The 14,026-nt window shown below is 64.9% G+C and carries 12 protein-coding genes and 1 pseudogene; 9 read left to right on the top strand and 4 right to left on the bottom strand.

Features of this window, described 5'->3' with window-relative positions:
• Positions 1-139 precede the first annotated feature (139 nt).
• The gene (locus QX051_RS08400) at positions 140-622 is read right to left on the bottom strand and encodes an MmcB family DNA repair protein (RefSeq protein ID WP_315735358.1); all 483 of its coding nucleotides are present in this window, start codon (positions 620-622) and stop codon (positions 140-142) included.
• Between the two features lie 150 nt (positions 623-772).
• Between QX051_RS08400 and QX051_RS08405 the strand changes: the two genes are divergently transcribed.
• Complete coding sequence (locus tag QX051_RS08405) at positions 773-1,030, top strand: hypothetical protein (protein ID WP_315775738.1); 258 nt, start codon at positions 773-775, stop codon at positions 1,028-1,030.
• A gap of 76 nt (positions 1,031-1,106) precedes the next feature.
• Positions 1,107-1,775, top strand: coding sequence for an MBL fold metallo-hydrolase (locus QX051_RS08410; protein ID WP_315775739.1), 669 nt, complete (start codon positions 1,107-1,109; stop codon positions 1,773-1,775).
• Between the two features lie 49 nt (positions 1,776-1,824).
• Here the strand turns inward: QX051_RS08410 and QX051_RS08415 are convergent, their stop codons facing one another.
• Positions 1,825-3,300 carry a PHB depolymerase family esterase gene (locus QX051_RS08415; RefSeq protein WP_315775740.1) on the bottom strand — a complete coding sequence of 492 codons (1,476 nt, stop codon included), beginning with the start codon at positions 3,298-3,300 and terminating at the stop codon, positions 1,825-1,827.
• 442 nt (positions 3,301-3,742) lie between these two features.
• Here QX051_RS08415 and QX051_RS08420 point away from each other — a divergent pair.
• Positions 3,743-4,983: pseudogene (locus tag QX051_RS08420) on the top strand (LLM class flavin-dependent oxidoreductase).
• Between the two features lie 211 nt (positions 4,984-5,194).
• Here QX051_RS08420 and QX051_RS08425 read toward each other — a convergent pair.
• Positions 5,195-5,317 carry a hypothetical protein gene (locus QX051_RS08425; RefSeq protein ID WP_315775741.1) on the bottom strand — a complete coding sequence of 41 codons (123 nt, stop codon included), beginning with the start codon at positions 5,315-5,317 and terminating at the stop codon, positions 5,195-5,197.
• A gap of 235 nt (positions 5,318-5,552) precedes the next feature.
• Here QX051_RS08425 and QX051_RS08430 point away from each other — a divergent pair, with 235 nt between their 5' ends.
• The 3 genes from QX051_RS08430 to QX051_RS08440 all read left to right on the top strand — a co-directional run bounded on the left by QX051_RS08430 (position 5,553) and on the right by QX051_RS08440 (position 8,558).
• Positions 5,553-5,864, top strand: a complete 312-nt coding sequence (locus QX051_RS08430; RefSeq protein ID WP_315775742.1) for a hypothetical protein — start codon at positions 5,553-5,555, stop codon at positions 5,862-5,864.
• A 219-nt stretch (positions 5,865-6,083) separates the two neighbouring features.
• A complete protein-coding gene (locus QX051_RS08435; RefSeq protein WP_213737209.1) occupies positions 6,084-6,242 on the top strand; it encodes a hypothetical protein in 159 nt (52 codons plus the stop codon).
• 939 nt (positions 6,243-7,181) lie between these two features.
• A complete protein-coding gene (locus QX051_RS08440) occupies positions 7,182-8,558 on the top strand; it encodes a cytochrome P450 (RefSeq protein WP_315775743.1) in 1,377 nt (458 codons plus the stop codon).
• Between the two features lie 172 nt (positions 8,559-8,730).
• Here QX051_RS08440 and QX051_RS08445 read toward each other — a convergent pair whose 3' ends face one another.
• A complete protein-coding gene (locus tag QX051_RS08445; RefSeq protein WP_315773236.1) occupies positions 8,731-9,573 on the bottom strand; it encodes an SDR family oxidoreductase in 843 nt (280 codons plus the stop codon).
• 181 nt (positions 9,574-9,754) lie between these two features.
• On the opposite strand from QX051_RS08445, the gene QX051_RS08450 reads away from it, so the two are divergent.
• From QX051_RS08450 to QX051_RS08460, 3 genes are all read left to right on the top strand, one after another.
• The gene (locus QX051_RS08450) at positions 9,755-10,723 is read left to right on the top strand and encodes a sensor histidine kinase (RefSeq protein WP_315735382.1); all 969 of its coding nucleotides are present in this window, start codon (positions 9,755-9,757) and stop codon (positions 10,721-10,723) included.
• Between the two features lie 191 nt (positions 10,724-10,914).
• Positions 10,915-12,693 (top strand): putative bifunctional diguanylate cyclase/phosphodiesterase, encoded by a 1,779-nt coding sequence (locus QX051_RS08455; protein WP_315775744.1) that lies wholly within the window; start codon positions 10,915-10,917, stop codon positions 12,691-12,693.
• Positions 12,694-12,825: 132 nt separating this feature from the next.
• Positions 12,826-14,019, top strand: a complete 1,194-nt coding sequence (locus QX051_RS08460) for a substrate-binding domain-containing protein (protein ID WP_315775745.1) — start codon at positions 12,826-12,828, stop codon at positions 14,017-14,019.
• Positions 14,020-14,026: the final 7 nt, after the last annotated feature.

Consider the following 14,026-nt stretch of genomic DNA (forward strand, 5'->3'; position numbering starts at 1 on the left):
GATCGGCCAGGCTGGTGGTGATGCGGATCGGCTCTCAGCGATGCTGATGTCTCTCATCTTGAGACTCGTGACCTGACGGAGCCTCTGTCACCTACCTAGGCGGGGAACCCCCGTCCAGTGGACCGCATTTGAGGATTCTCTAGAGGTCCGCGTGGCCCTGCGGGTCGATCAGCCGGTTGATCCGCTGCGCCGCCGCGAGCCCGAAGCGCACCGTCATGAGCTTGCGCGTCGGCGCCGGCAATCTGTGCTCTGGCGCCTCGCAATGCAGGTGGGCGCCATAGGCATCGGCCACGATCAGGCCGGTGTCCTGCGGAAAGATCTCGCACGGCAGATCCTGCGTGAAGGCGAAGAACAGCCGGTCGCAATGGGCACGGTAGTCCTCCCATTTGTGATCCGCGCGCAGATCCTCGACCGACGACTTGATCTCGACGATCCAGATCTCGCCGCGCTCGTTCAGCGCCACCAGGTCGGCGCGACGTCCCGACGGCAGCGGCAGCTCGCTGATGGTGGCAAAGCCGAGCGAGCGCAGCAAGCGCGAGGTGCCGCGCGCGATCGCCAGCGCCGTCTCCGACTGGCGGCGGTCGATGGGAACGAGGCTGATCCTGGCGGCGGACGATTCCATGCGCCACAGCATAGCCGATTCCGGGCGTCGCCCAAGCACGCTGATCACCGGGGAACCGGAACCTGACGCCAGCCTTCCGCTTAACAGACGGCCGCCGGCAGGGCGGCGCTCGAATCCAGGTCGACGTCGTAGCTCTGCGAACGTGACGACATGGCCGACGACAAGACTGTGGATCACGGAGACATCGACCTCGTCGAAAAACGTCTGCACGTGCACGCGCCGCCTTGGACCGGACATCTCCGTCCTCAGACACGCCAACAATGTCGCCTCGTCGATCCCGACCGGCATCGGCGTGTTGATCGTGGTCACAGCGGCCGTCAGGCGTACTTTGCGGCCCACGAAGTGAAGATCGGCGACAGCCAGATCGCATCGACATCGAGCGTCGAAAGAGTGGCAGGCGATGGATGATGCCGGTGAGGTGTCAGGTCGCCGTGACGCGGTGTTTTTCGCTTGGCGCACTGCGAAAAATCGGCATGCTGGCGCCATGAGCGAACCCGAAACCACCAAGGCGAAGGCCGGCGCGATGATCGTGCCCGTCACGCCGTTCGAGCAGAACTGCACCATCCTGTGGTGCGAGGCGACCCGGAAGGCGATCGTGATCGATCCCGGCGGCGACGTGCCCAACATTCAGGCGGCGATCGCGCAGGCCAATATCACCGTCGAGAAGATCTGGCTGACGCACGGCCATATCGATCACGTCGGCGGCGCGGCCGATCTGCGCGACGCGCTGAAGGTGCCGATCGAAGGCCCGCATGTCGCCGACAAGTTCCTGCTCGACAACGTCGTCACCAGCGGCGCGCGCTTCGGCATCACAGGCGTGCGCGATTTCACGCCGGATCGCTGGCTCGAGGAGGGCGACCGCGTCGAGATCGGCGAGCTCAGCTTCGACATCTTGCATTGCCCGGGCCATTCGCCGGGCAGCGTCGTGTTCTTCAACAAGGAAATGCGCTTCGCCCATGTCGGCGACGTGCTGTTCAACGGCTCGGTCGGCCGCACCGACCTGCCCGGCGGCAGCCACGAGACGCTGATCCGATCGATCAAGGACAAGCTGCTGCCGCTCGGCGACGACGTCGGCTTCATCTGCGGCCATGGCGCCGGATCGAGCTTCGGCCAGGAGCGCATGACAAACCCGTTCCTGACCGGCGACGTCTGACCCGCGCGTCCCTCGCGAGCGAGCTCTGAACGGCTGCGGTTGTGGCCGTCTACTTCAGACCGGCCGCTTGCAGGGCGCGGTCGATCACGGCGGCGACGTCGATGGTCCGGCGCCGCGGCCTGACGGTCGCGTCACTGCCGTTGATCGAAGATTCGCCGGTCGCCGACTCCAGCCGTTTCGGCTCCGCGGGCTTGGAGACGGCCACGGGCTTGGACTCCGGCCTCTGGTCCGGCTTGGGCTTGGCCGCTTTCCGCGACTCGGATGCCGGCGACTGGGGCTCGACCTCGGGCTGCGGGACCGCAGCGGATGCCGGTGCAGAGAGCAGCATGCCGGTCGGCGACATTCTGGGCTCGACCACCTTGATCTCGGCCGGCTTGACGTCGACCGGTTCCGCAGCGGGCGATGGGGCGTCCGCCGCGCGTCGCAAGATCTTGGTGAAGGCCGGCACCGCCGAGATCGGCGACACCTGCGGGATCAGCTTCGTGCTCGGCGACGTCGTGGCCGCCTTGAGCGGACGAATCCAATCGGTGACGCCGAAGAATTTCGCGATGTGATAGGACGAGGAGATGCCGGCCTCGAGCAGGAACGGCCCGGCCTTGCCATAGCGCTTGTCGTTGGCCGCGATCCCGATCGGCGTGCCATGCGCCATGTTGGAGATCGTGAACGATTCCACGACGGTCTCGCCGTCGGCATTCCACCATTGCTCATGCGGATAGCCGTTCACCTCGGCCGCGGCCATCGGCGCCAGCGGCAGATGGTGCAGGTCCAGCCACTGCTTGACGATCTCGCCGGCATTGTCCGGATGCACGGTGTAGTCCGCTGTGCCGTGCCACACCGACAGCTTCGGCCACTTGCCGCGGTGGTTCGAGGCACGGCGAACGAGATCGCCGAGCTCGCCTGCGGGGCGCGCCGGCGGCATCCGCATCTGCAGGATCGCGTCGCGCATGCTGCGCGCGGTGCCGAACGGCAGCCCGGCGATGACGGCGCCGGCAGCGAACAATTCGGGATGCGCCGAGAGCAGCGCCATGGTCATCGCGCCGCCCGCCGACAGGCCGGTGACGTAGATGCGCCTGGGATCGATGGCACAATCCGCCACCATGCGCGCGATCATCTGACGGATCGAGGCGACCTCGCCCTGATCGCGCGTGATGTCTTCGGACTGAAACCAGTTGAAGCAGCGCTGCGGATTGTTGACCCGCTGCTGCTCCGGCAACAGCAGCGCGAAGCCGAAATGCTTGGCGAGCGTCGACCAGCCAGCGCCAAGATCGTAGTCGGCGGCGCCCTGCCCGCAGCCATGCAGCACGACGACCAGCGGCGCCAGCGGCTGACGCTGCGCCGGCACATAGCCGAACATCTTCAGGCGCCCAGGGTTGGTGCCGAAATGCTCGATCTCGATCAGGGGATTCTCTGGAGCGCGACGCGGCTGACGATGAAAATCGGCAAATCCGGTAATACTGTTCAGCTCGCGCAGCCGTCGCAAATACTCAACATTTTCGGCGAGGGACAACGGCAGCTCCTTAGGCATTCGCGTATTCACGGCAGCGGGTAGACAATCCACCATCACCCAGATGGTTGCTGCAGTGCAAAAGAAAAAGCCCACACCATCCCGGACGTCAGCAATTTGATTGCGAATTTCGGTCTTGCTGCGATCTAAATGCCACGCCGACGCGGCGCTTCACGCAGCAATCACCGAAATGCGAACCGAGCACCACGAATATCGCCGCTGGCGTGAACGCGACAGACTCCGCAACCGCAAAGGCCGACGACCGCGATTTGGAAATCATCATTCGAGCCACATCGCGAATCGACCATGTCAGTGGGAAGTGTGCCGTACCGATCGGCGATCAGTAAACAAACAAATGGCAGCCATGCACCGATCGGCATACGGGCCAAGGTGATTGCCTGACACCGATGCGCCAACTAGCCTGATCGGCAAGCAACAACGAATTCCGCTTGGGAGAAAACGCATGGCGCGGCTCAAATCGGAGCGTTCCTCGCTCCGCATCATCCGATCGGCGAGCATCCGATGCTGCAATTCCGCCGCGACCTCGATCTGGTCGCGCAGCTCGACGAGCTCGGCTACGATGAGTTCTGGTGCGGCGAGCATCATTCCAGCGGCTGGGAGATGATCGCTTCCCCCGAGATGTTTCTCGCCGCCGCCGGCGAGCGCACCAAGCGCATCAGGCTCGGCACCGGCGTGATCTCGCTGCCCTACCATCATCCCTACAACGTCGCGCAGCGGATGGTGCAGCTCGATCACATGACCGGCGGCCGCGCCATCTTCGGCTCGGGCCCCGGCGCGCTCGCCTCCGATGCCCACACGCTCGGCATCGATCCGATGACGCAGCGCGACCGTCAGGACGAGGCGATCGCCATCATCCGCCGCCTGTTCAACGGCGAGCGCGTCACCGCCAAGAGCGACTGGTTCACGATGAACGATGCGGCCTTGCAGATCCTGCCGTTGCAGGAGGAGATGCCATTCGTCGTGGCCTCGCAGATCTCGCCGTCCGGCATGACGTTGGCCGGCAAATACGGCATCGGCATCATCTCGCTCGGCTCGATGTCGACGCAGGGGCTGATGGCGCTGCCGCAGCAATGGGAGTTTGCCGAGGACGCGGCGAAGAAGCACGGCACGACCGTGAGCCGCGCCAACTGGCGCGTGCTGCTGTCCTGGCACATCGCGGAGACGCGCGAGCAGGCACGGCGCGAGGCCGGCGCGGGACTGATGCGCTGGCACAACGAGTACACCGTCGGCACCCTGATGCGGCCCGGCCTGAAGGCCTTCTCATCGCCGGACGAGGCCGTCGACAAGACCGCCTTCGTCGAGGGCGCGGCGTCGACGATCGGCACGCCGGACGATCTCGTTAAGACGATCAAGAACCTGATGCAGGTGTCGGGCGGCGTCGGCCACATCATCGGCTTCGTGCACGACTGGGCCAACCCGGAAGCTTCGCGGCGCAGCTGGGACATGGTCGCGCGCTACGTCGTGCCGGAGATCAACGGCTACATCGACGGCCTGCGCCGCTCGCAGAAATTCGTCATCGAGAACCGCGCCATCTTCGACCGCGCCGGCCAGGCCGTGATGGCCAAGATCATGGACAACGACAAGGCCGCCGCCGCGCTGTCGCAGACGGGGCCAGGACGGATCGCGATTCCGGCCGTGAATGCCCCGGATCTGCAGGAGGCGGCGGCGAAACAGCGAGGGTGAGCGTGGGGCGAAGCCGCTCCGCGGCACGCGCAATATCGCGGCATTCAATGCTGCTAATTAGTTACTCGTCATGCCCGTGCTTGACCCGGGCATCCACGTCCATCCACCATGTCGAACGGCGTGGATCGCCGGGACAAGTCCGGCCATGACGGCCTTAATGGTTGGACTCTAATATGGCGGCAAGGCGCGACTCGAACGGTCGAGCGCGTGACTACCTCACCGCCGCGACGAGCTTCCCGCAGTCGGCGATGGTCGCGATCTGCTTCAGCGTCTCGCGCAGGGCCGGCAGGTCGACCGGCTTCTGGAGTTGCGGGTAGACGACGAGGCCGAGCACGGTGGCGAGGCGGACATTCTTCGTCGCCGGCGGCGTCGGTGTCGGCTTCGACGACCGCTTCACCGCGCATGTGACGACGCGAACGCATACGGCGACGGTCGGCGTCGGCTACAAGTTCTGAGCGCGGCTAGTCCTGAAGCGAGCGGTCGTGCGCTCGTCGATGACAGTGAGAACAGTCAAACCATGGGGCAGGCGAGGCTTGGCTCCAAACTGCCCGGGCGCTACTTTGAGCGCCATGCCCGCTGCCAAACCCCAGTGCCCTCCGCAGCCGCCCGCTCCCTTGTCTGCTGATGAAGTCATTTTCATCAAGGACACGATCAAGCGCTTTTATGGCGACGACGCGATCGTGCGCAATTTCGGCCCAGACCCGGCCCGCATGGAATTGCACGTCGAAACAGGCCGCGACATTGGAATTGCGCATTATGACTGCTGCGGCGTCCTGATGACCCGAATCGACCGCGACCAAATCGCTCTCGAGGTCTCGCGGCGAGGCATGCGGATAAAGGGCCGGGCCAAGCTCGCCTATCGCCAAGGCGTCGTGCTTTGAAATCGGCGCCTCGACGCGAACCGACGTTCGTGCGCGACGCGGCCACGCGCGCGGCAGACGACGCATAGGCGAAGCGAGCGTCACGAGGATTTTCTTAACCCCGCTCTGCCATTCTCGCGGCTAATCGCGCACGGTCTGCAAGGGGACCGCTCGCGCGTAGGACGCGTCAGGCAGCCCGTCGTCTCGACCCGGCGGGCTTTTCCGTGGGAAAGGTCGCCAATGTCACTCTCCTCAGCCAAGAACTACGCGCTGCGCGCCGAACGGTCGCAGGACCCCAAGGAGGCCGCCGACCTCCTGGCAAAGGCGATCCTGGAGCTGGCTGCCTCGATCGAGGCAACCGACGCCAAGGTGAAGAAAATCAACAAATCGGGCGGCTGACAGCCTTGGCGTCCGCGTCAGAACGCGTGGCCGCTTCTGACGGCGACGAGGCTTTATCGCCTCGAAAGATGATCCGCTGAGCCTGCGTCGATCGATCGCCGATATCGCGGCGTCGCGCATCAGCGACAGCAGAAGGCTGATGGCGACCGTCGGGCCCGACGGGCAAATCGCTTCCAGCAAAACATCTTGAGAGAAGAAACACCACCGCGCCGGCCTGCCGATCACAGGTCGATCGCCGCGAGACGGTGCGCGCCGAAAAACTCATTTCGCGAACCACCTCAATCACATCACCCCTGTCCAGTCCTGCGCGCAAAAATATTCCTGTTTCTCTTTATCAGAATTCATGCTTCTCTCCCACCGTCCCGTCTCGATAAGAGGGGCGCTTCGCGGTCGTCACGAACGTTGAGGCGGGATGCGGTGGGCGTGTCGATGTCGCAGCGTGGTTGATGCCGCGCGGACGAACGACGGCGATGCGCACGGTCAAGTCGCGTGGTCCTGGCACCCCGATGCTGGTGTCCTGCGCAGTGCGCGCAAGCGCGTTGTCGCTCACGGTGGCCAGAAAGCCCGGCGCACCGAGGAGATCGCGAAGCAGCCGTCAAAACCATCGCGCGGGGAATGCCGGGATGCCTCGGCTGAACCTGTGGTACCTGCCGCCTGCATTTTTTTCTGCAGGCGGGCCATGGGTGCGGCCAGCGCCCGGCATTCCCCGTGCCCTCTGTCTGCAGGAGGGCGGAATATTCCATCCCTCGGACGCATCAACGCGCCGCGAGATCGCAGCCGCGTGCGACGCAGCACAACTGGCGGATCATGAGACACCGGAGCGTATTGCATCAGAGCCGCAACCGCCCGACAATGCAGGCCACGGTGTCTGCCACTGTGCCACTGACCGAAACGAAGTCAGATCCGAGACACCGCCATCAGACGAGAGGAAGCCCCGCGATGTCGATGCAGCATGTGGTCTCTGATGCGATCAGGCTGACCCCACCCCGGCGCAATTCGCTCACCCATATCCCCGGCGACGAAGGCTGGCCGATCATCGGCAAGACATTCGAGACGCTCGCCGACCCCAAGGGTCACGTCGAGCGCAACGCCAGGAAGTATGGCCCCGTCTACCGCACCCACATGTTCGGCGACGTCAACGTCGTGCTGCTCGGCCCCGAAGCCAATGAACTCGTGCTGTTCGACCAGGCCAAGCTGTTCTCGTCGGCGCATGGCTGGGGCCACATCCTCAATCTGCTGTTTCCGCGCGGCCTGATGCTGCTCGATTTCGACGAGCATCGCATGCACCGCAAGGCGCTGTCGGTCGCCTTCAAGGCCGGGCCGATGAAGTCCTATCTCGCCGGCCTCGACCGCGGCATCGCCGCACGCGTCGCGCAGTGGAAGGCAAATCCCGGCGAGATGCTGTTCTATCCCGCGATCAAGCAGCTGACGCTGGATCTCGCGGCGACGTCCTTCCTGGGGAGCGAGATCGGGCCCGAGGTCGATGCGATCAACCGCGCCTTCGTCGACATGGTCGCGGCCGCGGTGGCGCCGATCCGCCGGCCGCTGCCGGGCACGCAGATGGCGCGCGGCGTCAAGGGCCGCCAGCGCATCGTCGCCTATTTCTCCGAGCAGATTCCGCTGCGCCGCGCGCGCGGCGACGGCGAGGACCTGTTCTCGCATCTGTGCCGCGCCACCGACGACCGCGGCGCGCTGCTGTCGACGCAGGACATCGTCGATCACATGAGCTTCCTGATGATGGCCGCGCACGACACGCTGACCTCGTCGATCACCTCGTTCGTCGCCCAACTCGCCGCGCATCCAGAGTGGCAGCAGAAGCTGCGCGACGAGGTCGCGAGCCTCGGCCTTGCAGAGGGCGATCCGATGAGCTCGGAGCATCTGGAGAAGATGAAGCTCACCGAGATGGCGTTCCAGGAGACCTTGCGGCTGATGCCGCCGGTGCCGTCATTGCCGCGCCGCCCGGTCCGGGACTTCACCTTCAAGGGCTATGCGATTCCCGCCGGCACCGGCGTCGGCATCAATCCGATGTTCACGCATCACATGCCGGAGATCTGGCCGGAGCCGGAGCGCTTCGATCCGATGCGCTTCACCGACGAGGCCCAGCGCGGCCGCCACCGCTTCGCCTGGGTGCCGTTCGGCGGCGGCGCCCACATGTGCCTCGGCCTGCACTTCGCCTACATGCAGGTGAAGTGCTTTGCCCGGCACTTCCTCGCCAACATCGAGGTCTCCTTCGCCCCCGGCTATCAGCCGAGCTGGCAGGTCTGGCCGATCCCGAAGCCGCGCGACGGGCTGAAGGTGATGCTGAAGGCGGTGTGACCGGCGCGCATTGATACAGCAAGGGCGCCAAGGATCTTGGTTTGTTGCGGACGCTTTCCTCCTCGTCTTCCTCCTCGTCATGGCCGGGCTTGACCCGGCCATCCATCCTGCTGCAACTCGCGGATGAGAGACGTGGATGTCCGGGCATGACGAAATGTATACTTCGCCGTCCCTACTCCGCCGCATCCCCCAACAGCTTGCGCATCGCCTGATAGCCCTGCTGCTGCTGGGTCCAATTGCGGCCGCCGGTGATGGCGCCGTCGATGACGAGATCATGGCCGTTGATGAAACTCGCTTCGTCGCTGGCGAGAAACACCGCGGCGTAGGCGATGTCGTCGGGCAGGCCGGCACGCGGAATCGGCTGCGCCGTGGCATAGGCGTTGCGGATCGTCTCCGGCGTCTTCTCGGCGGCCTCGGTCGACAGACCGAGCGCCTTGCCGAAGATCCCGGTGGCGATCAGTCCGGGCGAGATCGAGTTGACGCGCACGCCGGACTCGCCGAGCTCCATCGCCACGCATTTCGTCAGATGGATCACGGCCGCCTTCGCCGTGCTGTAGACCACCGAGGTCGAATAGCCCGCGAGCCGGCCGGCGATCGAGCCGTTGTTGATGATGCTGCCGGCGCCTTGCCGCTTCATGTGGGGCGCGGCGTATTTCATGCCGAGCATGACGCTGCGCACCAGCACCGCCATGGCCTGGTCGAAGCGATCGGCATCGAGCCCTTCGATGCCGCCGGTCTGCGCCGGGCCGCCGGCATTGTTGAACACGCAATCGAGCCGGCCGAAGCGCTCGGCCGCGCCATCGATCAATGCCCGCATCTGCTCGTCGACGGTGACGTCGGTCTGCCGGAAGACGCAGTCCGCTCCGAGCCGACGCGCCAGCGCTTCGCCCTCGGCGCTGCGCCGGCCTGCAACGACGACCTTCGCCCCCTCCGCCACGAAGATCTCCGCCGTCCGCAGCCCGATCCCGCTGGTCGCGCCCGTGATCACGGCGACCTTGCCCTCCAACCGTCCCATTCCCTGCTCCTTCCGTTGTTGCTGCGTGCTCATTCTTGGCGACGGAATAATAAGCGCCTGAGTTCCGCCGCGGAACCATCATCGTGCGCGCCAACCTGCAACACACGCAAGGCAGCTTCCATCAACCGGACAAATTACCGCCACGGCGGCCTTAATTTGGTTGCGCAGTTGAGGCTCATGGATGTCCATGACGCGACTCATCGACGACATCAAGCGGATCTGGCGCGGCGAGCAGCAGCCTTCCCTGACATGGAGCTGCATGTTTGCAGCGATGTGCCTGCTCGCAGCCACGGCGATCCGCTACGGCATGGCGCATCTGCGGCCCGACGTGTTCTTCACGCCCTACATGGCGGCCGTCTTCTTCGCCACCGCGATGGGCGGATCGGGCGTCGGCCTGGCAACGGCGATCGCTGGCGCAGCGCTCGGCCTGACGCTCGATTTTGGCGGCGGTCCGGCCGATGGCGCCCGGCTCGCGCTGATGGCGATGTATATGGTCGTGGCGATGCTGGTGATCTGGGGCGTCGATCACTACCGGCGCCTGGCCGGCAAACAGCGCGAGATCGCCCGGCGCCTCGCCCAGGAGGAGCAGTATCGCAAGCTCCTGGTCGACGAACTGCATCACCGGCTCAAGAACAAGACCTCGACCATTCACGCCGTGCTGCATCAGGTGCTGTACGACCAGCCGCAGGTGTGGAGCCGCATCGACCAGCGCATCCGCGCGCTCGCGACCGCCGACGACCTGATCGCGCGCGCCGACGGACAGGGCTGCGACCTGAAGGATCTGCTGGTCTCGGAGCTCGGGCCATATGGCCATGTCCGCTTCGAGCTCAACGGCCCGCCGCTGTTCCTGCCTGCCAAGCTCGCCGTCAGCCTCGCTTTGATCTTTCACGAGCTTGCGACCAATGCCGGCAAGTACGGCGCCTTTGCCTCGCCGCGCGGCTTCCTTCAGGTGTCGTGGACGATGCAGGAGGACCGCCTCGATCTGACCTGGGACGAGGCCGGGGGTCCACCGATCGGTCCGATCGGCAAGCCCGGTTTCGGGAGCAAATTGCTGAAGTCCGTGCTGTCGTCGTTCGATGGCAGGACCGAGACCAGGTTTCTCGAATCCGGCCTTCACTGCACCTTGCAGTGTCGCGTGCCACCGAACTGAACCGGCCGCCGGGCGGCCATTGCTGCCTACGACTTTCGCCGCATGCGTGCGGCCGCGTCGCTGCTCCGATTCACGAACGGTTAATGACGCCGCGGCACAAAGCTCCGTCATTTCCAATACTTGGCTCGCGCGTTCCGTGTTTCTACGTAGCGCTTAACTAAAATGAAGCGGGAACTTTGCACAATCGGCGCATGTACAGCAGCGACCGATTCAACTTTTCCCCCGGGCCGAACGAGGGGCTGGGCTCGACCGAGGCCGAGCTGCGCTTCCTGCGTAGCGTCCTCAGCCAGCTGCCGTCGGGCGTCACGGTCCAGGACGAGCACGGTCGCTTTCTGCTGGTCAACGACACCGCCGCCGTTCAGCTCGGCGCCGCCGCCAACAGCATCGACGGCCTCTCGGCGCCGCATCTCCATAACCGGCGCACCGCCTGCCGCGAGATCCTCGGCCGGGGGCGAACGGTGATCGGCGAGGAAAAAGTGGCAGGCGAGCGCGGCGCGCAGACCCTGCTGACCGCGCATCGACCGGTCCGCATCGGTGACCAGGTAGTCCTCATCTCCAGCTCGGCCGACATCAGCGAGCAGAAGGAGTTCGAGGACCAGCTTTTTCGGGCCGCCTATTACGACGAGCTGACCGGCCTGCCGATGCGCCGCGTGGTCGAGCATCGCGCCGACCATCTGGTCCGGCGCGGCCGGGTCGACGGACGCTTCGCGCTCGCCTTTCTCGATCTCGATAATTTCAAATACATCAACGACTATTACGGCCACGCCACCGGCGATGCGCTGCTGGTCGAGCTCGCCAAGCGTATCAGCCGCGACCTGCGCGAGTCGGACCTGCTGTCGCGTATCAGCGGCGACGAGTTCCTGCTGCTGCTGCATCCGATCGAGCGCACCGAGGAGGTCGCCGAATTCCTCCAGGACATGGTGAACCGCCTGAACGCGCCCTTCTTCATCGACGGCGCCGAGGTATTCGCCTCGGCGTCCGTTGGCGTCAGCCTGTTTCCCGAGCACGGCGCGAGCTACGACGTGCTGCGCCAGAACGCCGATCTCGCGATGTATCGCGTCAAGAACGGCGGCAAGGGCGCACTGGCCTTCTTCTCGAGCGCAATGGAGCACGAGGCGCTGGCGCGCATGAAGGTCGAGCAGTCGCTGCGGCTCGCGATCCTCGAAAAGCGCTTCTGCTGCGCGTTCCAGGCCAAGGTCGACATCCGCACCGAGGAGATCAAGGGCATCGAGGCGCTGGTGCGCCTGCGCGACAATGAAGGCGTGATCCAGGCTCCCGGCTCCTTCATCAATCTCGCCGTCGAGCTCGGCCTGATCGACGAGCTCGCCCATCTCGTGCTGGCCGAGATCGTCAAGTCGATCGATCTGATCAACGACGCGTTTGGACCCGAGGCGACGATCAGCATCAACGTCGCGGCAAAACAGGCGTCGAATCCGGAATTCATGCAGCCCTTCGCCCGGGCGATTGCAGCAACCGGCTTTCCCAAGCGGTTCATGATCGAGGTCACCGAGGACGCGTTCGTGACTCGCAGCCATTTCCAGGACGAGATCGTGCCGCTGCTGCGCGGGATCGGCGTCGGCATCTCGATCGACGATTTCGGCATCGGCTATTCGTCGCTGTCGGCGCTCGCCGACATCACGGCGGACGAGATCAAGATCGACCGTTCCTTCATCACCGACATTCATAAGCGGCCGCGCAGCCAGGGCATCCTGCGTGCGATCGAATCCCTGAGCGAGGCTCTGGGCATGACGGTGATCGCGGAGGGCATCGAGTCGTTCGAGGAGCTCGCCTATCTGCAGGCCGCGACCAAGATCCGCTATGCGCAGGGCTACTACTTCTCGCGTCCGATCTTCCTCGAGGAGCTGAAGCCGGCGGCCCCGCTTGCAAGCGAAGCGCGCATCAGTCTCGCCAGTCGCCCTGTGCAGGAAAATCGCCAGGCCTATGCGCGCAGCAGCCGCTATCGGCGCTGAGTTTTAGGAGGAAAAGCCCTCCGGTCCGAGGAATGAGCCGTCACGGGGTGCCGCCGAAAGCGCCTTGACCCAGGCCGAGCCTGCACACTATCAGTTGCAGACAACAGCCGCCGGTAGCTGGGAGGAAGGCTCGTGAAGACGTCACATATTCTCAAAGGCATTGTTTCATCGCTGACTGCAGCCCTGCTGGCCACCGCCGCCCAGGCCGACGATCTGAAAATCGCTCTCATCTATGGCAAGACCGGCCCGCTCGAGGCCTATGCCAAGCAGACCGAGGCCGGTCTTCGCCTCGGCTTCGAATATGCCACCAAGGGCACCAACATGATCGACGGTCGCAAGATCGTCATCATCACCAAGGACGACCAGGGCAAGCCCGATTTGTCGAAGGCGGCGCTCTCCGAGGCCTATCAGGACGATGGCGCCGACATCGCCATCGGCACGACCTCCTCCGCTGCGGCGCTCGCCGACCTGCCGGTCGCCGAAGAGAACAAGAAGATCCTGATCGTCGAGCCGGCAGTGGCCGACCAGATCACCGGCGAGAAGTGGAACCGCTACATCTTCCGCACCGGCCGCAACTCCTCGCAGGACGCAATCTCCAACGCGGTCGCGATCGGCAAGCCCGGCGTCACCGTCGCCACGCTGGCCCAGGACTATGCCTTCGGACGCGACGGCGTCGCCGCCTTCAAGGAGGCGCTGGCCAAGACCGGCGCGACGCTGGGCGCCGAGGAATATGTGCCGACCAGCACCACCGACTTCACCGCCGTCGGCCAGCGCCTGTTCGACGCGCTGAAGGACAAGCCCGGCAAGAAGATCATCTGGGTGATCTGGGCCGGCGCCGGCGATCCGCTCACCAAGCTGCAGGACATGGATCCCAAGCGCTACGGCATCGAGCTGTCGACCGGCGGCAACATCCTGCCGGCGCTTGCCGCCTACAAGCGGCTGCCCGGCATGGAAGGCGCCACCTACTATTATTATGACATTCCCAAGAACCCCGTGAACGACTGGCTGGTGGCAGAGCACCAGAAGCGCTTCAACGCACCGCCGGACTTCTTCACCGCGGGCGGCTTCTCCGCGGCGATGGCGGTCGTCACCGCCGTGACCAAGGCCAAGTCGACCGATACCGAGAAGCTGATTGCGGCGATGGAAGGCATGGAGTTCGATACACCGAAGGGCAAGATGGTCTTCCGGAAAGAGGATCACCAGGCGCTGCAAAGCATGTATCACTTCCGCGTCAAGGTCGACCCGAACCTCGCCTGGGCCGTCAACGAGCCGGTGCGCGAGATCAAGATCGACGAGATGACCGTCCCGATCCGCAACAAGCGCTGAGATGCTG

The organism is Bradyrhizobium sp. SZCCHNR1053 (assembly GCF_032381235.1).
Taxonomy (GTDB): domain Bacteria; phylum Pseudomonadota; class Alphaproteobacteria; order Rhizobiales; family Xanthobacteraceae; genus Bradyrhizobium.